Here is a 23,889-nt window from a genome sequence, read left to right as displayed (position 1 = left end):
AGTCGGACCATTTTAAACTGGCCGATGTTGATGCTCGTTGTGAAGAGTCTCATTGTTATAGTATTTCAGATAAATCCCTAGCTGTTGGCGGCGGCGTTCTAGAGGCTGTTACTGCGTGGGATTATGAAAGGAATTTAGATGGAAACAATCTATGATGTGATGAAAGACCGTCTACAGGTTACTGAAACTACCTTGATGGTTACTGTTTTATCTGGTCCTCGTCAAGGGGATAAGACTGTTTATGCTGAAGATGGTAGCGTGCTATATGGTACAGCTATTGAAGGTTTTACAGTAGATAAGGCAAAACTTAATTCTCTATGTATGGTAGGCGAAATTGAATGTTTCGTACAACCAGTAGAAAATGATCCGTCCGTTCTCGTATTGGGTGCTGGTCATGTGAGCCGAGCGATTACAGACTTACTGTTATTCATTGGCTGTCGTGTCACTGTTGTAGATGACCGCCCAGAATATGTAGTCCCTGAATTCTTTGATGAACGTGTTACACGTAAATGCTTGCCTTTAGAAAACTTCAAGAACGATTTACCTCTTGATGAGTATAATGGGTTTATCATCGTAACGCGTGCGCATGAGTATGATAATATATGCCTTGAACAACTTCGTGGCTACTTGCCTACGTATATGGGCGTTATGGGTAGTCAAAAGCGCATTCATTACGCTTTTGAAGTGTTGCGTGAGCAAGGTTGGACTCAAGAGGAGCTTGATATGGTTTATGCTCCAATCGGGCTAGATCTTGGTGCACAAACACCGGAAGAAATTGCGTTATCTATCGTTAGTGAATATTTGGCAGTGGTACGTGGTAAACAAGGCGGCTCATTGCGGAAAGGTAGAGTGAGCCATGAATCGTGAGTTTATTGAATATCTTGAGGAGCGTAAAAACGAAACATTAGCTGTTGCTACTATTTTGTATACTCGTGGATCCACACCTCGTAAAGCAGGTACTTCTATGGTTGTATTCCCAGATGGTTCCATCTTTGGTACTATCGGTGGTGGCCGTGCAGAAAATGAAATTCGTTTAAGTGCAGTTGATTCTTTGAACAAAAAAGAAGCGCACCGTCGTATCGACGTTTTATTAGATGATGATGTAGCTGTCAAAGAAGGTATGGTTTGCGGCGGTCAAATGGATGTGTGGATTGAAACACAAAACATTTAAGCGTTCAAAGGGATTGCTTTAAAATGCATATATATAAAATATTTGTTTTATAGATTAATATATATTTATATGGAAAAAACTCATGGAGTATCTGTTTCTAAATTTACAGTACTCTCAAAATGAGTTAAAATATAAGGTACAGTCATAGAATTGACTGTACCTTATTATTTTGTATAAGGAGTTATTTTTATGCATATTGACGCACTTATACATACCTTTAGGCTACTTGATATCCTTGATATTTTCGTTGTTGCTATTGGTATTTATTATTTATATAAGATGCTTAAAGATACACGAGCCGTTGCTCTTTTAAAAGGTATCGTGTTCTTAGCAATAATAAATCTGATCAGTCATCTGTTCAATCTATATGTTATTAACTGGATTTTGCAACAAAGTATGACTGTACTCCTCTTTGCGTTACCAGTCGTGTTCCAACCTGAATTGCGCCGTGCTCTTGAGCAACTCGGTCGCGGCCGTATTTTCAGCAAGGCTCAAAATGTAAACGAAGAGGAAATGGATATGGCTATCAATGAAGTGATGGCGGCGGCACGCGTTATGTCCCGCGAACATACGGGGGCACTCATCGTGTTTGAACGTGAAGTAGGTCTTAATGACTTCGTAGATACAGGTATCTTAATGGATGCTGTATTGAGCCGTGAATTAATTAAAAATATCTTCGTTCCGAGCACACCGCTTCATGATGGGGCTCTTATCATTCGCGATGGTCGCATTCGTGCAGCGGGATGTTTGTTACCGCTTACTGAAGACCGTACGTTGAGTACTGAACTAGGTACGCGTCACCGTGCAGCTATCGGTTTGTCTGAACAAACTGATGCGGTAGTTGTCGTTGTTAGTGAGGAAACTGGTACGATTTCTTATACCTATGGCGGTCATATTTATCGCCATTTACCAGAGGATCAAATTAAGGAGGCTTTACGCACCTTTATGGAACGCCCTCGTCAAACCATTACTAGTATGTGGAAGTGGAGGGCTAACAAATGATGATTCATCTGAAACGAAACTGGCCTGCTAAGCTCTTATCCTTGCTGGCGGCTATCGTCATGTGGTTCTTTATCATGCGGGATCAAAACCCTGTGATGGAGGTAACCTATACTGTGCCTGTACAGGTTCAAAACCTCAATTCTGGCTATATCGTAGAGGATGCACCAGATACAGTACGTGTTGTATTGACTGGCCCTCGTGATACGATTATTTCCATGAAGTCAGATAATCTTCGCGCTTATATTGATGCGTCTGGTGTAAAAGCAGGTCAAAATAATGTGACTATTGGATTTACGCCTCCTGCAGGTATGAATCTTGTGGAAGTAAAACCAGACAATATCACTATTAATGTTGACGAGTATGCTGAAAGAAAGGTTCCTGTTGAAATTGTTCCAATCGGTAAATTCTCTGATGACATTGCTTTGAAATCAGTAACGATTGTGCCGAAAGAGGTAACTGTTTCTGGGCGCAAGCAACAAGTTAATACAGTGAGCAAGGTTGTTATGAAGGTCAATGTTGCCGGACAAACTAAGAACTTCAGTGCTGTAAGTACTTTAGAGGCTTGGGATATAGCTGGCAATGTATTGGATGTACATATCAATCCAAATCAAGGTCAAGTACAATATGAACTTAACTTATTGCGTAAAGATAAAGCCGTTCCTATTACTGTGCCGACCGTTGGTACTGTACCAGAGGGCTACGAAGTTAAAGCTAAATCTGCTACACCTACGCAGTTAACGGTTACAGGCCGTGAAGAACTGATTGATACAATTACTGATATTCAAACGGAACCGGTTGATATATCTGGTGCTACAGAAATCATTCAAGGTACCTATAACTTAGTCTTACCGAGTGGCATCAATAGTAATACATCAACTGTGCGAGTAAAAGTAGAAATCCAAAAGAAAGCTACTTAATGTGAGATTCAAAAGAATGCTACTTAATGTACATCTGAATGTAGTACAGGTAGAGCTTTCACAATCATTACAATTAGATGCTAAAGGTCCTAATGGAGTATTGTTTACATACTCCGTTAGGACCTTTTTTATTAATCCTATATTAGCTTTTATAGTAGTGTTGTATAATAAAAGTGTATGACCATTTTCTTGTAGGTCAGTTGTTAGAAATTTAGGTCAAATAATAACGATATAAGCTGCCCCTGAAGGGAGCCAAAATAGGAAAGATATGATTAGAATAATAAACCTCCGCGTGGCTGTTACAGTCAAGTCGGATATAAAGGATATTGTAGAAAAGAAATATCCCCAATTGCGAGGCGCTATTGAAACGATTCACGTTGTACGACGCGCCGTAGACGCTCGTAAAAAACCAAATATTGTCTTTGTCTATACTTTGTTTGTTGAGGCTCACAACGAAGCTCAAATTATGAAAAAACTAAGCAAACAAAAGGATGTATCTGTATTTACAGCAGAAGATCCAGAGCCTATCGTTTATGGGAATGTGCCATTAGCACATCGTCCCGTAGTTATGGGCTTTGGTCCAGCAGGTATGTTAGCCGCATTTTACCTTGCCCGTGAAGGTTACCGTCCTATCGTCTTTGAGCGCGGTCAAGATGTAGATACTCGTAGCGAAGACGTAGAAACATTCTGGAAAAAGGGCGCCTTTAAACCTGAGTCCAATGTTCAATTCGGTGAGGGTGGTGCAGGTACCTTCTCTGATGGTAAATTGACGACTCGCGTTACCCATCCTAGATTGCACGAAATCTCCAAATATTTTGTTGAGTTTGGTGCGCCTGAGGAAATTTTATATAAACATAAACCTCACGTAGGTACTGATAAATTGCGCACCATGGTGAAAGCTATGCGTGAGCGCATTATTGAATGGGGCGGTGAGGTTCGTTTCGGTGCAAAGATTACAGATTTATTTATCGAAAATGACCGTATCGTAGGTGTTGAAGTTAATGGTAGTGAGCGCATTGATACCACAGTTGTCTTATCTGGTGTAGGACATAGTGCACGTGATACGTATGAAATGCTACATAAACGAAATGTAGAAATGACGGCAAAACCATTTGCTATCGGTGTTCGTATCGAACATGATCAAGCTGTAATCGATGAGTCCCAATATGGTGTAGAACCGTCTAGCTTGGGCCTTGGTGCTGCAGAATATTCTCTTGTATACCACGATAAAGAAACAGGACGTACAGCGTATAGCTTTTGTATGTGCCCAGGTGGTCAAGTTGTAGCTTCTGCGTCAGAAAATGGTGGCGTTGTTGTAAATGGCATGAGTTTGTATGCCCGTGATAGCGGTGTTGCGAATAGTGCTATTGTAGTTAATGTAGGTCCCGATGATTTTGGCACGCATCCACTCGATGGGGTAGCTTTCCAACGAGAATGGGAACGCAAGGCCTATGAGTTGGGCGGTTCTAATTTCCATGCGCCAGCGCAAACAGTAGGTCAATTTTTGGGACTTTCACCGGCACCTAGCGTACAAAATAGCACCTATAGCTATGAACCGGGCGTAGTGAACTGCGATTTACACGATTGCTTACCGCCATTCGTCACATCCGTATTAGAACGGGCGTTGCCGTATTGGGGCCGTCGCATTCGTGGATTCGATGATCCTGCCGTATGCATGACAGGTGTTGAAACTCGTACCTCTGCACCGCTTCGTATGGGGCGCAACGAGGAGCGCGTTTCTCCAACTGTAGGTGGATTCTACCCGATGGGCGAGGGTGCCGGCTACGCTGGTGGCATCATGAGCGCAGCCCTCGATGGGGCAGAAACTGCCATTTTATGTATGGCTAAATACGCAAAACCAAACTAGTTGGTAATATATTGTGAAGTGAACTACAGTATAGGTTCATATTGATACCGTAATATAGTTGTATCTGTATAGTATCTATATGTGTGGTGTATATAATGTGATATAATACACAACAGTGAATATATGAGGACTTGTGATGTACACAAATCCCTAGAGGAGGATAATTATGGCTCGTTTATTTGGTACAGATGGTGTACGTGGTGTTGTTAATGAATTTTTAACACCTGAATTAGCCTATCATTTAGGTCGTGCAGCGGCTACATATTTTGGTAAGGAAAAGGAACATCCTACGTTCTTAATCGGTCGCGATACGCGTATTTCTGGTTCTATGCTTGAAAGTGCATTGGCAGCAGGCATTTGCTCTGTAGGTGGTAATGTAGTCATTGCAGGCGTTGTACCAACTCCGGCAGTAGCATACCTAGTACGTCAACAAGGTTTTGATGCAGGTGCAGGTCTTTCTGCATCTCATAATCCATCTCCAGATAATGGCATTAAATTCTTTGATGGCAATGGTTATAAATTGCCAGATGAAGTAGAAGATCAATTGGAAGAGTATGTTCGTCAAAGTGCGGATAATGAATTGCCACGCCCTACAGGTGACGGCATCGGCAAAATAGAGCATAACAGCAACTTAGCTCATTTCTATGCTCACTTTGTACGTCACACAATCGATACATCCTTGGAAGGCATGACAATCGTTTATGATGGTGCTAATGGTGCTGCTTCTAGTGTAGGTCCTGAAATTTTAGCTGGCCTTGGCGCTAAAGTTATCAATATTAACGTAAATCCAGATGGCTTAAACATCAACCATCACTGTGGTTCTACGCACATCGAAGGCTTGCAAGTAGCTGTACAACAACATAATGCAGACCTTGGTATCGCTAATGATGGCGATGCGGACCGTTGCTTATTGGTTGACGAAAAAGGTCAAGTCCTCGATGGTGACCAAATCATGTTGTTATGCGCTCTTAAATTGAAAGAAGAGGGCAAACTTAAAGATGATACTGTAGTTGGTACTGTTATGAGTAATATTGGCTTCCATAAAGCCGCTCAAGAATTAGGCATGAAAACATTTGCTACTGCTGTTGGTGACCGTTATGTATTAGAGTATATGCGTGAACATAATCTCTCCGTTGGCGGTGAGCAATCTGGTCATGTAATATTCTTGGATCACAATACAACTGGTGACGGTATGTTGACAGCTGTACAAGTAGCAGCTCTTATGAAAGAGAAAAACCAACCACTTTCTGAATTGGCTGGCATTATGACTAAATATCCTCAAGTTCTTATCAACGTTCGTGTTGCTACAAAAACAGGTTGGGAAGACAATGATATTATTAAAGCTGCCATCGTAACAGCAGAAGGTGAACTTGGCGCAGAAGGTCGCGTTCTAGTTCGTGCATCTGGTACAGAACCACTCATTCGCGTAATGGCTGAAGGCCCTAACCAAGAAGAACTACAAGCACTATGCCAAGAAATCGCTGATATTATCGGTAGAGAACAAGGGTTAGCGGAATAAAAGTAGGGTGTGAGGCGGCAGAGGAGCTTGTGACGATGAAGCCCACACATCACTTTGTTCCGAGCGTAAGATTTTTGATAAAATATTACATAGAGAAGAAATATGCTTTGAAGATATAAATATCTTCTGTAGAGGATATTCCGTTTAATGATGAAATATTTCCCCCTATATATTTTTACTCGAATTTATGGAGTAAAGATCTATAGGGGGATTTAGTATATGTCTTATAAGCGTATAAGTAAGTTTTATTTCTATTGCAATTTCTAATATGTATAATTATATTATACATATTAGTTGGTCGTATTTTGTGGAGTGACTTTTTTGAAAAATCCAAGATTATTAAAGCAAGATAAAACTATATATCATTACTATGCAGGATATTCAGATGAGTTTGTTGAAGACATAATAAATTCATATTTGGATTTATCATCAAAGGAGATAGTATTAGATCTATGGAATGGCAGTGGAACAACTACAAAGATTGCTTATAAAAATAATATACGTGCCTATGGTTTTGATATTAATCCTGTAATGAAGTATATAGCGAAGGCTAAATTAGTGACTCTAGAGGATGAAAAACAATTAAGACTAATAATGCGTATAGTGTTGGAGCAATTTAATAGTAGAGTTCATGCCAAACTTCGTAATGGGGATTTACTTTCTATTTGGTTAAATGACAGCTCTATAAGAATTATTCGTTATCTAGAATCAATAATAAATGATATTTGTAGTAGGCACTCTGTTTCGAGGTATATTTTTTCATTTTTTATAGTTTTACAATTTAGACTATTGAAGAGTTTATTAGCTCCATTTAAAACATCCAATCCTACTTGGATAAAATATAAAATAAAAGATGTTGATAAAATTAACATTAAAAAAAATGATGTATATAATAGACTAGTTATTATTTTTAATGAAATGGTTGATGCATTAATTGATAGCAATGAGATTAATGCATGTCGTCGATATCCTATTATTTTAACGGCATCATCTTATCAATTACCACTAGAGAATAATTCGATTGATGCAGTTATTACATCACCACCATACTGTACTAGAATTGACTATACTGTCGCTACTTTACCTGAACTAGCTTTTTTAGGCTTTTCTAAAGAAGATATATTCTCTCTGAGATCCGCTATGATTGGCTCTACTACTATATCTAATAGTGCCTCTACAATCGCACATATACCTAGTTTTACAGCAGTAGACTTTCTCAGTAAAGTTAAATGTCATGATTCGAAAGCTTCAAATAGTTATTATTACAAGTATTATAATAAATATTTTGTACAATTATATCTTTCTTTGAAGGAGATAACAAGAGTCATAAAGTCTAAAGGTAGGTGTTGTATTGTGATACAGAATTCTTTTTACAAAGATTTATTGATACCGTTAAATCTTATTGTTGAAGAATTGATGTTGGAGTTGGGGTTTACCATGCTGAAATCAAATGCTTTTAAGAAAAAATCAACCCATACAAATGCAAATCCAACATCGAGAAAATATAGAAAACAATCTGTTGCACAATATGAATATGCATTAATTTTTATAAAAGGAGAATGTGATGATGAATCAAGACAATAAGGTAAGTCTTAATATAATCAAAGATTTAGAGGATAAAATAAAGAGTGTTAGAACGCGCAGTTTAGATCTTTCTTTTAATGAATTAGTTGATATGTATAAAGATAATGAATTAATTATTACTCCTGATTATCAAAGATTATTTAGATGGAGTGAAGCAAATCAATCTAGATTTATTGAGTCACTTTTACTTGAAATGCCAATTCCTCCTATTTTTGTTGTTGAAAAAGAAGAGGGAGTATATGAATTAATTGATGGGTTACAAAGAATTTCTTCTTATTTACATTTTAGGGGGGAATTAAAAAATTATAATGGCTCTTTGATTAGTTATTTAGATGATGAACCTGATTTAGATATAGTTGATGAATGTACTGATGAAGACTTATTAACTGATATAACTAATCAAGATACTTGTGAGGTTAAAGATAATGTTGTTGAAACGCAAGAAGATAATATTTTAACACTAACTGGCTGTGATATTTGCCCAGGACTTAATGGTCTTACTTATGAAACCTTACCTAAAACACTTGTAATTAGACTGAAACGCAGTTTTATTCGTGTTGAAGTTATAAGAAAAGAAAGTGATCCTCGGTTGCGTTATCATATGTTCAAGCGTTTGAATACAGGGGGAGAGATGCTTTCGCATCAGGAAATACGAAATTGTACAATACGTTTATTATCTCCTCAATTTAATGATTTTATTATTAAATTAAGTAATAATACAGATTTTCAGAAGTGTATAGAAAATATTTCTAGTACGAAAAAAATGGCAAAATATGACCAAGAACTTGTGTTAAGATATTTTGCATTTAAAGATAACTTAGATCAATATAGTCATGATATTAATCCTTTCTTAACAGAATATCTTGAACAAGTATCTTTGAATGAGAGTTTTGATTATAATGAAGCGGAAGAGTTGTTTTCTCTAACATTTAAAATTCTTGCTTCTACATTGGGGGAAAAATCTTTCTCTCCTGTAGCAGATAAGAGAGTTCCGCATGAAATAAGAAAACTAGCAAGAAAGTTTGCTATTTATCATTTTGAGGCAATTGCTTTATGTATTTCATTTAATATAGATAAGTTAAAAACGATTTTAGATAAAGATTCTCTTTTGAAAAAGCTAGAGAAAACATTGACACTAGCTAAAACAGATGATGAATTTATAAAATTGACAACTGGTGGAGGCAAAAATTATAGTGGCCCACTTAAAGAACGCTTAAATTTTATTGACTCTAAACTAAAGGAGTTTATTGAACATGAAAGACTATGATGAAGTTACGGGCGAACTAGAAGAGCAGTGGAATTGGCGTGTTGATGAATTAGTTAAATTAAAAAATACTTATAATAGTGTTGATAATTGTAGTAAGCTTGTTATTAGAAAGACTCAGATTTTATTGTTATATTCACATTTTGAAGGGTATGTAAAATTTGCTTTTTTATATTATATTCTGACTATTAATAATGATAATATTCAAATTAAACAACTAAATCATCATTTAAGGACTGTAGCTATGCATAATGTGTTTCAAGAATATAGTAATATAAATAGAAAAGGACGATATTTTACTAAAGACTTTCCTGAGGATAATAAACTTAAGATATATTCGAGACGACTTGATTTTATGGAATGTTTTCATAATTTTCTTGATGAAGTTGCTGAGATTCCTGAAGACGTAATTGATACAGAATCAAATTTGAAACCTGAAGTTTTGAATAAAATTTTATTTCAGTTAGGGTTTTCATTAGATATTTGTCAGCAATATCGTGGCGATATTCAGAGACTTTTAAATTACAGAAATAGTATTGCTCATGGGAGTCAAACATCTGATATAAGTCAATTTCCATATGAAAAAATAGAAAAATCTGTGGAGTTGATAATTGGAGCTGTGCGAGAGCTTATTAGAGATTCTCTTCTTGAGTCAACATATTTACTAAATTAACTAAATAATAGATATAAGTCAAAATATGTTGTAATGTGGATATAGATTAGATATTATTTAAATAAATAGAAGGGACTGCAACTAGAATGCGGTTTTACCGTATTCTAGTTGCAGTCCCTTTAAAATATAAGAAACACCAAAAAACTTACAGTTGTAAAATCTTATGTTTTCTTGGTGTTTTTTGCTTTTAGTCGCACTTTAAGAAGCCTTTAGACCTATTTAAAAATTTTTGGTTTAAGCAGTTTCTTATACAGTAAATAATGTTATATCAACTCGTCTTGCTGGTATTCTGTTATGTAATTTTGCTAGATTGAATCCCATTGACGAGAGATATAACATCTTATATACATTTCCACTGCCACGGTGTAAAAATCATCTAAATCCGAGGTCTTGTTTTAACACACCAATTGTTCCTTCCACTTAAATGGAACGGTTAATTCGTAATTGAATGGATGTATCAATAATCAGGCTATCGTGGCTTTCTGCCAATACAACATCATATGCAGGTGTAATTTCAACTCGTTTTACTGGATTAACTGAGGTTGGTTTCATATACCATTGGAATTCCTTCTTGTATCCACACCAGTTACAAGATTCACAAATATATACCTTTCGATCAGATACAAACCCTGTTTTGCTTTTCGTCTTACGTATGAAGGCATATTTTAATTTACAACGAGTTTATATCCATTCAAGTGGATGTTTTCACCAGTTGTGTCTTCGTTGGTTAAGGATTTTATATAGCTGTCGCCAGTAAGTGTCCAGCTAGAGTCTTTGCTGAGTTTCAGTGTAACTTCTTTAGCTGAGTTGTTTGTATTTACAGCGCCTACAAGGCTAGAACCGTTTGTCATGTCTAGTGCAATAGTACTGATGGAGTCAGCCACGATGTTACCACTTAATGCTTGGTTAGATGCGCGGAGTGTGAGATGACCGCCGTTTTCGCCAGCATTACCCCAACGAGAGTCTGCCGTAGCTTTCACCAGTGTCGTAGTATTTGGCATTAAGATTGTGTTGCCTGTAAGGTCTGCTTCAGCCGTAGTATTGTTTACATAGATGAACGCACCTGTAGAGTGTGTTGTGAGCGTGTTATTTTCTGCTTTAAGGCGTGCAATACCGCTTTCAGCATCGCCGGAGAAGCTTTGATATAGCATGAATCCATTATCTTTGTAGCCCGTTACGTTTGAGTTTGTAAGGGTAATAGAGTTTTTGCCTTCTACAACGCCAATTTCACTGTTATTAGCTACACCATTCACATTGTTAGCTGTAATATTACCAGTTGAATAGATAACAGGGCTGCCTGCGCCAGAGGTTGTTAGTTTAGCAGCTTCCGCAGTAATCGTACCTTCGCCACGGTCAGTAGCAAGGGTAGCAGAGTGAGCACCTTCAGTAGTGATCGTTAGATTTTTACCATTCACTGTGCCTTTATACGTAGCATCTAGACCACGAGAGGAATCGCTTTTAGTGTGAATATTAGTGTTATCTACGTTGATAACAGAGCCTTCACCGGTAGCAAAGACTGCATTGGAACCATTGGAGTTAGATGTAATATTGCTACCCTTAATATTGATTTGGCTGCCATCAATACCAAGAATTACCGCATTTTGACCTCGGAAATTACTGTTGTCATCGCTTGTAGTATTACCAGTTTTATCGAAAACGCTGTTTTCGATAGTTACGACTGCTTTATTTTTACCTATGAAAGCATTCTGGTCAGATGTTGTATTAGTAATTAACTCATGAGCGATAGATTTGTTTTCTGTTATTATAGACGTACCTGTGAAAGTACTAGGATCTACTTCGGCTTGTGGCGCCATGCCAGTAGGTGGTTTACCATGTGGCGCACCATTTGGTGGTGTGATACCTTGAGCAGATGGTACAGTTGGAGCTTGTTCTGAAGTGGTTACAACAGCTACGTTAGTATTCGCTTGTGTTTCTGCTGCAAAGGTTGGAATGAAGGCCAATGTAGATAAGGCAGCACCTAATACGGCAGGGAGCACCCAACGACGTAATTTTCTGTATTGTATGTTATTTTTATGTGTTCTATGTTTCTTTTTTATGGTTGTTTTATTCATAATTAGTATCTCCAAAATGTTGTAAATATATTTCGAAAATATAACAAAATCTAATTGTATAAAATATAGATTGATAGCAGTATAATTTCTTACAATGAAAATACTGTGAAGTATAGAAAAAATCTTTTTTCTTGCCTTTGAATTAGGTTCGAAGGTTTACATTTTATCGATTTTTTTAGTATAATATAGCTCAGTACATAATTCATATTTGTACTAATTCTGCCGTATATCATAGAAAGGAAGTCCGAATTCGTAAAGGCGAATAGCGCAAGTACCCGCGAAGGCAGTCGTTAGGGTAGACGAGGTGAAGAGTGATCGAATAATCAGCGGATGCTCTTCCGGCACATTCATGTCGTAACAGATATTAAAAATCCCATCGGTAACGATGGGGACAAAGTATATCTGAATGAATTGTATTAAAGTAATAATTAATACATAATTGAAACATTAATCTAGAACATTAATTTGTTAGCCTTAGTTGTTGGCTGGGGCTAGAATGCCCCCAGTTATAGGAGGATATACTTATGTGCGGTATCGTAGGATACATTGGCTTTAATCAAGCATCTGATTTCTTATTGGACGGTATGGCGAAATTAGAATACCGTGGTTATGACTCTGCAGGCATCGCTGTTATTGGTGCTGAAAATGCAATCAAAATTCAAAAAAAGGTTGGCCGTCTAGCTAATCTTGAGGCGATTGTAAAAGCAGATCCTAATGAAGGGACTGTAGGTATTGGTCATACTCGTTGGGCTACTCATGGTCGTCCATCCGATATGAATTCCCATCCTCATTCCTCTGAAGATGGTAAATTTGCTGTTGTTCACAACGGTATCATCGAAAATTACATGCCTTTAAAAGAAGAGCTCATCGAAAAAGGGTACCATTTCAAATCTGAAACTGATACTGAAGTAGTAGCTCACTTATTGGCAGATATGTACGATGGCGATTTCGTAGGTACTGTACGCCGCATGCTTGCTCGTGTTGACGGTGCGTATGCTCTTGAAATCATCTGTGCTGATGAGCCAGACAAAATCATTTGTACTAAAAAAGAAAACCCATTGGTTATCGGTCTTGGCAAAGGCGAAAACTTTGTTGCCTCCGATATTCCAGCGATCATTAACTACACACGTGATACATACATCCTAAGCGATGGCGAATTAGCGATCGTAACTCGTGATAATGTATCCGTATTTGACCGTGAAGGTAATGCTGTCGATAAAGAAGTATTCCACGTAAGCTGGAATGCAGAGGCTGCTGAAAAAGGCGGTTATGAACACTTCATGTTGAAAGAAATTCATGACCAACCTAAAGCAGTTCGCGATACATTTGGTACACACATCTCCGAAGATGGCAAAACTGTACACTTCGAGGAATTGAACTGGACTGCTGACGATGTAGCAGCTTTCAACAAAATCCTCATCGTTGCATGTGGTACTGCATACCATGCAGGTCTTGTAACTAAACAATATATTGAAAGCTTAGCGCGCATTCCTGTAAATGTGGAAATCGCATCTGAGTACCGTTACAGCAATCCATTGACTGATGACAAAACATTATGTATCGTTATCAGCCAATCCGGTGAAACATCCGATACATTGGCAGCCTTGAAAGAGGCTAAACGCCTGGGCGCTAAATCCTTAGCTATCACAAACGTAGTAGGTTCCAGTATTTCCCGTGAAGCAGATAACACTGTTTACACATGGGCTGGTCCTGAAATCTCTGTAGCGTCTACAAAAGCGTACACTACTCAATTAGTAGCAGGCTTGTTGTTCGCTGTATACCTTGGCCAATTAAATGGTAAAATGGATCCAGCTGTAGGCGAAGAAATACTTTGCGGTGTTAAAAGCTTGCCTACATTGATTCATGAAATCTTTGAAGTAGACGAAGATATGAAAGCCTTTGCAAAACATTATGGCTTCAAATCTGATGCGTTCTTCTTGGGTCGTGCTATCGACTACGCAGTAGCGATGGAAGGTGCCTTGAAATTGAAAGAAATTTCTTACATCCATGCTGAAGCATATGCTGGTGGCGAGTTGAAACATGGTACATTGGCTCTTATCGAAGAAGGCGTACCTGTTATCGCATTGGCTACACAAGAAGATGTGTACGATAAGATGATCAGCAACATCCGTGAAGTAAAAGCTCGTGAAGCTGTTGTCATCGGTATCGGCATGAAAGGTGACGAAGAATTAACTAAACACGTAGACCATACAATCTATGTGCCTCGTGCAAATAAATTCATCGCTCCAATCTTAGCGGTTGTACCATTGCAATTATTGGCGTACTACGCAGCGATTACTCGTGGCGCAGATGTAGATAAACCACGTAACTTGGCTAAATCTGTAACCGTAGAATAATATATATAACCAACAGTGCTTCGGCACTGTTGGTTTATTTCAATATAGGGAGACTATTATGGCAGTTATATTTTCCGGCATCCAACCAAGTGGGGAGTTAACACTTGGTAACTATTTGGGGGCTTTACGTAATTTTTTAGACTATCAAGATACTGATGAGTGTTACTATTGTATCGTTAACCAACATGCGATTACTGTACCGCAAGATCCAAAAGAGTTATTCCAAAATACTCGTAATTTGGCTGCCTTATACCTCGCTGTTGGCCTCGATCCTAAAAAGGTAACATTGTTCGTGCAATCCGAAGTACCTGAGCATGTTAAACTTGGTTGGGTTATGCAATCTATCAGCTATGTTGGCGAATTAGAGCGTATGACACAGTACAAAGATAAGTCTCAAAAGCAAGGTGACTCTATTCCTACAGCGTTGCTTACGTATCCACCATTGATGGCGGCAGATATTTTGTTATATGGTACTAACTATGTTCCAGTAGGTGAGGACCAAAAACAACATCTTGAATTGACTCGTAATTTGGCAGAGCGTTTTAACCGTAGATTTGGCGAAACTTTCGTAGTACCTGATATCAAGGTAGGCGAAGGTGGTGCTCGCGTTATGAGCTTGCAAGAGCCAACTAAGAAAATGAGTAAATCTGATGACAACCAAAATGCTACGATTCGTCTTTTGGATGCACCAGATTTAATTGTGAAAAAATTGAAACGTGCTCAAACTGACTCTGATAATGCAGTGCGTTACGATAAAGAAAATAAACCTGGCATTTCTAACTTGATGGGTATTTACCGTGCTATCACAAAAGACAGCTACGAAGCTATTGAAGAAATGTACGCAGGCAAAGGTTATGGCGTGTTCAAATCCGATATTGCTGACCTTTTAGTAGCAACGCTTGAACCAATTCAACAACGCTATAATGAATTGATTACAAGTCCTGAACTCGATATCATTCTCGATGAAGGGGCTGCTAAGGCTCAAGCTAAAGCTAGTGTAATGTACCGCAAGGTAGAACAAGCTATGGGCTTGTGCCGTAAATAAAAACATATAGTAGACTTTCAATTTGTGAGGAAAACCATGACGAAACAAGAGGCGATGGAACGCTTTTCATCAGGTGCCGTACAACAGAGCTTAGAAATACATCGCGGAATCCAATGGACCGGTCGCATCATCGGTCTTGTGGTATGTGCGTTAATCGTAAAATATATGCCTTCAGACTGGGTAGAACGCGTATGGTATTATCTGTTGTTGCTCGTCATATTGTGGACCCTTCATAGATTAGGTGAAAGTCAAGCTTTTATCTGTGAAAAGGGCCTCGTGGTAAAGCGAAGGCCTTTTTCTGTGAAAGAATACTTTCACAGTCTCTTTAATGGGGATGAGTATTTTGTCTTTGTCGATTACGATCATATCATCGGTTTTACCGAAGGGTGGCGTGAATTGCAGGCTATGAACGGTCATGGTGGTATTTATGTAATCCCCCTTGATTTAACTCAAGTACCATATAAGGACAAAATGGCCATGATAGAGGCCATCCATAAAAAAAATGAAAATTCATCAAATTAACTATTTACAACTTTAACGAACTAAAGTATAATACAATCATCAGGTACAGAAAATGAATTGTACGAATCATAAAAGTTTGTAGAGATTAGGCGATAACGCCGTGGAGGATAGTTATGAATTGGAAAAAGATGATGGCCGTTGGCCTTGCAGCTGTGTCTATGATGGTATTTGTAACGGGTTGTGGTGGCGACGCTAAAAAAGCGAATACAGAATTACCTAAGAAAGTTGTCATTGGTTTAGATGATAGCTTCCCTCCAATGGGCTTTAAAGATGATAAAGGCGAAATCGTAGGCTTTGACATCGACATGGCAAAAGAAGCGGCTAAACGTGCTGGCATGGACGTAGAATTCAAAGCTATCGACTGGTCCAGTAAAGAAGCGGAACTAAAATCTAAAAAAATCGACGCATTGTGGAATGGTTTAACCGTATCTCCTGAACGTGAGAAAAATATTTTGTTCTCCAATGTATATATGAAAGACAAACAATACATCATCGTTCGTAATGAAGATGAGTCCATCAAAGGTAAGGCTGATCTTGCTGGTAAAGTGGTTGGCGTACAACAAGCTAGTACTGGTGAAGCTGCATTACAAAAGGATGAAAGCGGTAAGACTGTTAAAGAAATAAAATCCTATGCTGATTTCGTAAGTGCTTTCATGGATCTTGGTATTGGACGTGTAGATGCGGTTATTGCTGATGGCGTTATTGCTCGTTACCTCATGACAAAAGAACCTGGTAAATACAAAATCGTAGAAGGTACTGATTACGGTGTAGATGATTTCGCAGTTGGTTTCCGCAAAGAAGATACTGCTTTGCGTGACAAAATCAATGGTATCTTAGCTGAAATGAAAAAAGACGGTACTGCTGATAAAATTGCTGAAAAATGGTTAGGCTCCGGCGCAGACCTTGATAAGAGCGATGCTAAATAGTACGATTCGTGGTATACTAATAGTACTATGGTCAGTAGGTACAACTGATAATTAAAGAACGAAATGTACACTAGAGAAGAGGCCAGATGCCTCTTCTCTAGTCGTGTTTTGAAGGAGCATTCCATGTTAGATTATTTATTACAGATTATTCCAACCATCGCCGATGGATTAAAGGTAACCGTATCACTATTCTGTATTGTATGGATTTTATCTATCCCAGGCGGCATCCTGATGGCTATGTTGCGCCTATCTAAATTGCCTTTAGTAGATAAGCTAGTAGACGCTTTCGTGTACTTAATGCGTGGTACACCGCTGATGTTACAAATTTTATTCGTCTATTATGCTTTACCAATCATTACAGATGGGGCCATTCAAATGGACGATGCGACGGCAGCCGTTCTTACCTTTGTATTAAACTACGCAGCTTACTTATGTGAAATTTTCCGCGGTGGTATTCAATCCATCTCTCGTGGTCAATACGAAGGAGCAAAGGTACTTGGTTTTACGTACTCTCAAACTATGCGAAAAATTATTTTGCCGCAAATGTTTAAGCGTGTATTGCCACCTCTTGCCAATGAAACGATTAACTTGTTGAAAGATACATCTCTTGTGTATGTATTAGCGATGAATGATATCTTGCGTATTACGAAGTCTATCGTACAACGTGACTTTGATATTTCTGCATTCCTTGTGGCAGCAATATTCTATTTGATCTTTACCTTTATTTTGACGAATATCTTCAACTACTTAGAACGAAGATTTGCTGTATATGAAGATTAATCTATTTCTATGGTAGTTTGTCGTATGTAATGATGTAAGAGGTACTTATGACATTTGTAAATATGGAGCGTATTGAAAAACGCTTTAACAATCAAACAGTATTGCGCGATGTATCGCTCAAAATGAATAGAGGGGAAATTGTTTCTATCATCGGACCTTCTGGTTCTGGTAAATCTACATTCTTGCGCTGTTTAGGTCAGTTAGAGACTATCGACGGTGGTTCTATTACTGTAGATGGCACTGTTCTTGCTAGTACTGATGCTAATGGCACTGTAAACTATGCAAGCCAAGAAACACAACATGACTTGCTATTACGCATGGGCATGGTGTTCCAATCTTTCAATTTATTCCCTCATATGACAGTGCTCGATAACATTATGATTGCACCGCGTATGGTAAAAGGCATGAAGGATGAAGACATTCTACCGATTGCAGAGCAATTACTTAAGAAGGTGGGACTCTGGGAAAAACGCGATATGTATCCATCCCGTTTATCTGGTGGTCAGCAACAACGTGTAGCTATTGCTCGCGCCTTAGCAATGAACCCTGAAATTATGCTTTTCGATGAACCTACATCGGCTCTTGACCCTGAGCTTACTGGTGAGGTTCTTAAAACGATTAAACAATTGGCTGATGATCATATGACGATGATCATCGTAACCCATGAAATGAACTTTGCTCGTGAAGTATCTGACCGCGTCATCTTCATGGCAGATGGTGTTATTCAAGAAGAGGGAACACCAGAACAGATTTTCAACAATCCACAGAACGCTAGAACCAAAGCGTTCTTGGATAATATGTTATAGGAGGACCTATGAAGTTACGTTTGATTGCAGCAACACTAGCTGTTATGGCTTTGGGGACGACCTCTATCATGGCAGAGGGCTTAAAAGGTATGCCTGAAACACCTTTGGCGATTGTAGAGTCTCAAAAGGATTCCGCCTCTATTTTGCCAGACCAATATAAATCCTATGCTACTCAAATGAACACGGTAGTTAAGGACTATAAAAATGGTTACACTTTTACAATTCCTTGGCGCGTAGCCGACGGTGTCATGCTAGATATGGATGTGCGTAGTGAAAGCGAGCATATTCAAGGTTATTCCTTCAACTTAGCCGGTCCAACTCAAGATGATGCTTATACGGTGTCTTTCACAAAGCGTAATAATACACCACAAGATGGGGTGTCTCAAAAGGAATGGAATACGACTTGGTATGGTGTGCCGATTAAGGGCATGTCTAGCGAGGAGTATTTGAGCATTTGGCGTCAACATAGCAACGCCTTTGAACATAATGATATTGTAGGTGGTTTCTTTAGTAAGAAAGGTGCTACATCTGCTCGTTGGGATAAAACAACGCCGAAATCTTATGCAGAAATGACCTCTACAGAACCGGTACAATCTGTGTTTGAAGCAGAATTCATTATGGATAAAGATCCTACGCATCGCTATAATTTGGTTAGTACCTATGCGCCAATTCAAGCGGACTTCATGGAGGCTGGCTTGATGGAACATACGATTCCATCCTTTGAACTAATCAACAAAAAGAATTCTAATGCCATTAAAGGGGTTAAACAGTTCTTAACTGGAACGAATGATATTAGTGTGGCAGAAGGCATCAAGTTTACGTATCCAAAAGGCTTCACTCGTCTTAACGAGAAAGGTAAGATTGCTTTCACTAAGCATAATATTCGCCTCGATGTAGAGTCTTTTACAATCCCTGTACAAGCAGTTAGCACAGGGATGCCGACGATGATGGGTAAGCAAATGCTTGGTGATTATTACCTGAAACAACTCGTTGAGGTGAATAAGGCGAGCATTACTCGTTATGAAACGCATATCATCGATGGAAATGTAATGTTCTATCTTGCGGGACATATGAAAAATCCGAATACCTCTGATACATCGGCGGCGGCTCCAGTATCCTTTGGTGCTACCATCATCCTTGGTAATGAAGGCAATGTAGCAGTAGCGCGTATGATTGGTCCGTCAGGTGTTAGTTTAGCTACACATGAGCTTATCGATATACTAGATGGATTTAAGCTGACTACGACTCTCAATACTAATCAATCTTCACAAGTTCTCTAATATACACATAATATTCTTTTGTTTGTATAATTCTGTATAATTTGTGCTATAATGTAATAAATCCTTTTGGAAAAAGAGGAGTTTTCCTTGATAGTCTAGAATATATTAGTATAGGCTAAACGATCTTTGATCATATCCCCTTTGAGGGATTAGTAATAGGAGGGGTTATTATGGTTACCTACAAAACTATTGTCGTACCTACTGATGGTTCTGAAAATGCTAAACGTGCATTAGAGCATGCTCTTGCAGTAGCAGACCGCAACCAAGCTGAATTGATCGTTGTTCACGTTGCGAATATCGTATCTGCTATTTCCAATTTCGACCAAACACCAATCTCTGGTGGCTACGTATCTGAGCAAATCGCTGAAGATATGGAAGAAACTGGTAAAGAAATTCTTAACGATGTAGTGCAAGAAATTCCTACAGGCGTTAAAGTTAAAAGCGTATTCGAAGTGGGCTCCCCAGGACCTGCATTACTTGCAGTAGCTAAAAAATACGATGCTGATCTTATCGTAATGGGTAGCCGTGGCCTTGGTCCTTTGAAAGGCTTATTCATGGGTAGCGTAAGTAGCTATGTAACTAGCCACTCCACTTGCCCTGTACTAATCATTAAATAATGCATATCCTGTTTTGATATGTTACAAAAAGAGACTTTGTTTTTACAAAGTCTCTTTTTTAATATAATAAAAATGATATAATGTTTATATGTATGCTCTACATATGAGCAATCTAATTTAAGAAACATCGATTAGTTATACATAAGAAATATAGATTATAAGCATGGATATGAATGAAATTAAGGGGGACTATATGAGCGACAAACAAGAATCATTGCTAAAGCTAGCAGAGCTGTTTAAAATCTTGGGAGACCCTACACGCCTTAAAATAGTAGAACTATTACTAGAAAACGAAATGTGTGTAAATCACATCGCAGAAACTATGGGGATGGGACAATCAGCTATTTCCCACCAATTGCGTGTATTGCGTCAAGCACGCCTTGTAACCTATCGCAAGGAAGGAAAAACTGCATACTACTCTCTAAACGATGATCATGTAGAAGGTCTAGTAAGAATGGGTATGGAACACGTAGCTCATCAGTAAATAAAAAGATAATTATTTAAAATGTAAAAAAAGGAGCCCTTTTAAAGGGCTCCTCTTTGTATAGGTATACTAGTATCAATATAATGGGAAAAGATAATAGGCGATTGTAATGAATAGCGGCATAGTTACTGCTGATAGAATTGTAGTGCCCATAACGATTTGCGTAGCATATTCAGGATTATTCTTCATTTCAATTGCAATGAGAGACATATTGATAGCTGTTGGGACACTGTAGGTTATGATAATAGTTTGCGCTGCTATTGGGTGCATAGGACCATAGAACTTGATGAATAATATAGTTATAGCAGCGGCTATGAGTGGGCTTACAACAAGACGCAAGGTTGAAGCAAGCATAACATCAAGTTTAAAGAAGTTTAATGGCGTTCTGTTAATTTGTACACCTAAGGCAATCATAGCAACACCGACGAAAGCGTTGGCGAAAATATTAAGTGGTGCAAAGAAGAAGAGACCGTGTAAATCAAAAGGCAGCAACTGGCAGAGTAGAGCCATTGGAATGGCATATACCATTGGCATGTGGAACACTACTTTTAGCGCATCTCGTGGGCTTAGTCTACCCGCACCGGCTTGGTAAAACCCATACGTATTACTGCTGATGGTTTGAATAATCATGATGGATACGACGCTTACAAGACCTAAGTTTGCATAGGGGGTGGCGCCATCAATAACATAGGGTACATTTGTAAATACAAATATAGCAAGGGCGACACCCATATTCCCAACATTGTTAAACATAACGCAGTTTTTTAAGGTCCCAATCTTGGCTACGTCATAACCCTGCATTCGCCCAACTACATCCGATAGTATGGAGTTTAGTATGAGTACACAGAATGCAACAAATACAATTTCTAATGTGCCTGAGTTAAGCTTTGCTTCATACATAGCTCTAAATATAAAAGTAGGTAATAATATGTAGAAGTTCAGCTTACTCAGCGTATACAGATCGAGTTTAAATTTTCTATCTAATATAAATCCAACCCCTATAAGTATTAAAATAGGTATCATGGAATTCATAAAGATATGGCCTATTAATACGAATAAATTCATTATCTCACCTAGAGTTTCTTATTAAAATAGGACATAGTTTTAACTTATTATATAACTGTATAGAGTAAATATACAGTTAGTATTATATGAATAATTAGTGGATAAGTTTCAAAATCTGCTCAGAACTTTCTTATCCTCTATAGTATTATCATACCATAGTATGTATTATTTGAGGTTTAAAAATTTATCTATTATGATTACTAATCATAATCATCAGAAATATCTATGCAGAATGTGAGCTTTTGCATACGACCTAAACTATGTATTTATAGTATAATGTGAATATGTTGTATATTTAGTTTCTTGTTAGTCGATGTGTCTCAAGGTTTGACCATAGCTTTCACAGTGTGGCGTCCAAAGGGATGCACAGGAGGAATTATGAAACGAATTCTATTAGTATTAATGAGCGTTTTTATGCTTGCTTTTCTAGTAGGCTGTGGTAACGATGCAAGCAAACCGGCAGAAACAGGTAAACCAAGTACATCTGAAAAGATTACGGTACAAGCTGCTGCCAGTCTTAAAGGGGCTCTTACAGAACTGGCTGATGCTTACAAAAAAAGTCATAATTTAGCAGAAGATCAAATTGCTATTAACTTTGCTGGTTCTGGCACATTACGTCAACAAATTGAACAAGGTGCACCAGCTAGCTTATTCATCTCTGCTGACGAAAAAAATATGAAAATATTACAAGAAAAAGACCTTGTAACTGATGTTAAACCTTTCGTAACTAATGAGTTAGTTCTTGTAGTTCCAAAAGGTCAACCTAAAGTTGAGTTAAGTCAAATTGCTACTGTGAAACGCATTGTATTGGGTAATCCTGAAACAGTGCCAGCTGGTAACTATGGTAAGCAAGTATTAACAAAATTAGGCGTTTGGGAACAAGTAGAGCCTAATGTAGTATATGCAAAAGATGTAAAAGCTGTAACCGCATCTATTAGCCAAGGCGCTGGTGATGCTGGCTTCATTTACAAAACGGATGCTATTGCAGCAGGTGATGCCGTTCAAATTTCCGCAGTAACACCTGCAGACTCTCATGATCCAGTTATCTATCCAATTGGTATCATTAAAAAATATGACAATGCATTGGCAAAAGACTTTTACCAGTACGTAATGAGTCCAGAGGGCCAAAAAGTATTAGAGAAATACGGTTTCTCCACTTCTAAATAAGGGTAAAACGCTAGCTCTCATGGCTAGCGTTTTCTTATGGTACAATATAGATATTGTACATAGCCTAAATTTGTTGTATATAGAAAGGGGGAGTGGCATGAGTCCATTCTGGCTATCGTTGTGGGTGGCGAGCATTGCTCTCGTTATTGTTATCCTAAGTGGCTTAGCCGCTTGCTACTGGATGAATCGCTGTAAATGGGGCGGCATTGCTATTCTTGATGCTCTTATTACATTGCCTCTAGTACTACCTCCTGTAGTCGTTGGTTTTGCGCTGCTTATGGTATTTACACCGGGCTATGCCTTTGGGGCTTGGCTTGAAGCTCATGGCATGAGCGTCGTCTTTGCCGCTTCTGGTGCCGTCATAGCCTCCTCTGTTATTGCATTTCCACTGTTTTATCAAACGGTACGTTCTGCATTGCAGTCCGTAGATCATAATATGGAGGATGTAGCTCGAACATTAGGTGCTTCAGAGCTACGCATTTTCTTTACCATATCTGTACCGCTCGCATGGAAAGGTATTTTAACAGGTAGTATTTTAGCGTTCTGCCGTGCCATGGGCGAATTTGGTGCTACCATCTTGATTGCTGGTAATATTCCAAAGGTAACACGTACTATGCCATTAGCTATTTACTCCTATGTAGAGGCAGGGCAGTATATGGATGCCTTTGAGCTAGTTATTTATATTTGTGTTCTTACATTGGCGTTACTGAGCGGGATTCACCTTATTACAAAAGGTTCCTTGTTCCGCCATACAGATAATAATTAGGAGGT

General features: G+C 38.4%; 23 protein-coding genes and 1 pseudogene. 21 read left to right on the top strand and 3 right to left on the bottom strand.

The window, feature by feature from the left end; translation table 11 throughout:
• The 10 genes and pseudogenes from RYM16_RS01830 to RYM16_RS01785 all read left to right on the top strand — a co-directional run.
• Positions 1–155: pseudogene (locus RYM16_RS01830) on the top strand (molybdenum hydroxylase); the annotation flags it as partial.
• On the top strand, positions 139–867 hold the full coding sequence (locus RYM16_RS01825) for an XdhC family protein (RefSeq protein ID WP_009351903.1): 729 nt from the start codon (positions 139–141) through the stop codon (positions 865–867). The pseudogene RYM16_RS01830 and the gene RYM16_RS01825, both read left to right, overlap by 17 nt.
• Entirely contained in the window at positions 857–1,171 is a 315-nt protein-coding gene (locus tag RYM16_RS01820) for an XdhC family protein (protein WP_009351937.1), read from the top strand. Before RYM16_RS01825 ends, RYM16_RS01820 begins: the two co-directional genes overlap by 11 nt.
• Positions 1,172–1,360: 189 nt before the next feature.
• Positions 1,361–2,173 carry a diadenylate cyclase CdaA gene (gene cdaA, locus RYM16_RS01815; protein ID WP_009352084.1) on the top strand — a complete coding sequence of 271 codons (813 nt, stop codon included), beginning with the start codon at positions 1,361–1,363 and terminating at the stop codon, positions 2,171–2,173.
• Positions 2,170–3,090: a CdaR family protein gene (locus RYM16_RS01810; protein WP_314981978.1), complete on the top strand. Its 921-nt coding sequence runs from the start codon at positions 2,170–2,172 to the stop codon at positions 3,088–3,090. The genes cdaA and RYM16_RS01810 overlap by 4 nt, the downstream gene beginning before the upstream one ends.
• 268 nt (positions 3,091–3,358) lie before the next feature.
• Entirely contained in the window at positions 3,359–4,957 is a 1,599-nt protein-coding gene (locus RYM16_RS01805; protein ID WP_314981976.1) for an FAD-dependent protein, read from the top strand.
• A gap of 166 nt (positions 4,958–5,123) precedes the next feature.
• Entirely contained in the window at positions 5,124–6,476 is a 1,353-nt protein-coding gene (gene glmM / locus RYM16_RS01800; RefSeq protein WP_314981974.1) for a phosphoglucosamine mutase, read from the top strand.
• Between the two features lie 321 nt (positions 6,477–6,797).
• Positions 6,798–8,060, top strand: coding sequence for a DNA methyltransferase (locus tag RYM16_RS01795; RefSeq protein ID WP_314981972.1), 1,263 nt, complete (start codon positions 6,798–6,800; stop codon positions 8,058–8,060).
• Positions 8,041–9,327 (top strand): DUF262 domain-containing protein, encoded by a 1,287-nt coding sequence (locus RYM16_RS01790; protein WP_314981970.1) that lies wholly within the window; start codon positions 8,041–8,043, stop codon positions 9,325–9,327. Before RYM16_RS01795 ends, RYM16_RS01790 begins: the two co-directional genes overlap by 20 nt.
• The gene (locus RYM16_RS01785; protein WP_314981968.1) at positions 9,314–9,997 is read left to right on the top strand and encodes an MAE_28990/MAE_18760 family HEPN-like nuclease; all 684 of its coding nucleotides are present in this window, start codon (positions 9,314–9,316) and stop codon (positions 9,995–9,997) included. Before RYM16_RS01790 ends, RYM16_RS01785 begins: the two co-directional genes overlap by 14 nt.
• A gap of 420 nt (positions 9,998–10,417) precedes the next feature.
• On the opposite strand, the gene RYM16_RS01780 is transcribed toward RYM16_RS01785, so the two are convergent.
• Both RYM16_RS01780 and RYM16_RS01775 read right to left on the bottom strand, forming a co-directional pair.
• Positions 10,418–10,549 (bottom strand): hypothetical protein, encoded by a 132-nt coding sequence (locus RYM16_RS01780; RefSeq protein WP_314981966.1) that lies wholly within the window; start codon positions 10,547–10,549, stop codon positions 10,418–10,420.
• A gap of 113 nt (positions 10,550–10,662) precedes the next feature.
• On the bottom strand, positions 10,663–12,069 hold the full coding sequence (locus RYM16_RS01775) for a hypothetical protein (protein WP_314981964.1): 1,407 nt from the start codon (positions 12,067–12,069) through the stop codon (positions 10,663–10,665).
• A gap of 524 nt (positions 12,070–12,593) precedes the next feature.
• Here RYM16_RS01775 and glmS point away from each other — a divergent pair.
• The 9 genes from glmS to RYM16_RS01730 all read left to right on the top strand — a co-directional run bounded on the left by glmS (position 12,594) and on the right by RYM16_RS01730 (position 20,886).
• Positions 12,594–14,426, top strand: coding sequence for a glutamine--fructose-6-phosphate transaminase (isomerizing) (glmS, locus tag RYM16_RS01770; RefSeq protein ID WP_314981963.1), 1,833 nt, complete (start codon positions 12,594–12,596; stop codon positions 14,424–14,426).
• A 58-nt stretch (positions 14,427–14,484) separates the two neighbouring features.
• Entirely contained in the window at positions 14,485–15,471 is a 987-nt protein-coding gene (trpS, locus tag RYM16_RS01765; protein WP_298708223.1) for a tryptophan--tRNA ligase, read from the top strand.
• A 36-nt stretch (positions 15,472–15,507) separates the two neighbouring features.
• A complete protein-coding gene (locus RYM16_RS01760; RefSeq protein WP_314981961.1) occupies positions 15,508–15,993 on the top strand; it encodes a hypothetical protein in 486 nt (161 codons plus the stop codon).
• A 113-nt stretch (positions 15,994–16,106) separates the two neighbouring features.
• Positions 16,107–16,919 (top strand): amino acid ABC transporter substrate-binding protein, encoded by an 813-nt coding sequence (locus RYM16_RS01755; protein WP_314981959.1) that lies wholly within the window; start codon positions 16,107–16,109, stop codon positions 16,917–16,919.
• A gap of 123 nt (positions 16,920–17,042) precedes the next feature.
• Positions 17,043–17,699 carry an amino acid ABC transporter permease gene (locus tag RYM16_RS01750; RefSeq protein WP_009352132.1) on the top strand — a complete coding sequence of 219 codons (657 nt, stop codon included), beginning with the start codon at positions 17,043–17,045 and terminating at the stop codon, positions 17,697–17,699.
• Between the two features lie 47 nt (positions 17,700–17,746).
• Positions 17,747–18,505, top strand: a complete 759-nt coding sequence (locus RYM16_RS01745) for an amino acid ABC transporter ATP-binding protein (protein ID WP_054748040.1) — start codon at positions 17,747–17,749, stop codon at positions 18,503–18,505.
• 8 nt (positions 18,506–18,513) lie between these two features.
• Positions 18,514–19,785, top strand: a complete 1,272-nt coding sequence (locus RYM16_RS01740; RefSeq protein ID WP_314981957.1) for a hypothetical protein — start codon at positions 18,514–18,516, stop codon at positions 19,783–19,785.
• 170 nt (positions 19,786–19,955) lie between these two features.
• A complete protein-coding gene (locus RYM16_RS01735) occupies positions 19,956–20,402 on the top strand; it encodes a universal stress protein (protein ID WP_105081589.1) in 447 nt (148 codons plus the stop codon).
• Between the two features lie 193 nt (positions 20,403–20,595).
• Positions 20,596–20,886, top strand: a complete 291-nt coding sequence (locus tag RYM16_RS01730) for a metalloregulator ArsR/SmtB family transcription factor (RefSeq protein ID WP_314981955.1) — start codon at positions 20,596–20,598, stop codon at positions 20,884–20,886.
• A 75-nt stretch (positions 20,887–20,961) separates the two neighbouring features.
• Here the strand turns inward: RYM16_RS01730 and RYM16_RS01725 are convergent, their stop codons facing one another.
• Positions 20,962–21,951: an AEC family transporter gene (locus tag RYM16_RS01725; RefSeq protein ID WP_314981953.1), complete on the bottom strand. Its 990-nt coding sequence runs from the start codon at positions 21,949–21,951 to the stop codon at positions 20,962–20,964.
• Positions 21,952–22,329: 378 nt separating this feature from the next.
• Between RYM16_RS01725 and modA the strand changes: the two genes are divergently transcribed.
• Positions 22,330–23,118 carry a molybdate ABC transporter substrate-binding protein gene (gene modA, locus RYM16_RS01720; protein ID WP_314981951.1) on the top strand — a complete coding sequence of 263 codons (789 nt, stop codon included), beginning with the start codon at positions 22,330–22,332 and terminating at the stop codon, positions 23,116–23,118.
• Positions 23,119–23,215: 97 nt separating this feature from the next.
• On the top strand, positions 23,216–23,884 hold the full coding sequence (gene modB / locus RYM16_RS01715) for a molybdate ABC transporter permease subunit (RefSeq protein ID WP_009352185.1): 669 nt from the start codon (positions 23,216–23,218) through the stop codon (positions 23,882–23,884).
• The last annotated feature ends 5 nt before the right edge of the window (positions 23,885–23,889 follow it).

The sequence above is a fragment of the uncultured Veillonella sp. genome, from assembly GCF_963524655.1.
In the GTDB taxonomy this organism is placed as follows: Bacteria; Bacillota; Negativicutes; order Veillonellales; family Veillonellaceae; genus Veillonella.
Note: the sequence above shows the minus strand (reverse complement) of the source record. Positions and strands in the feature narration are given on the sequence as shown.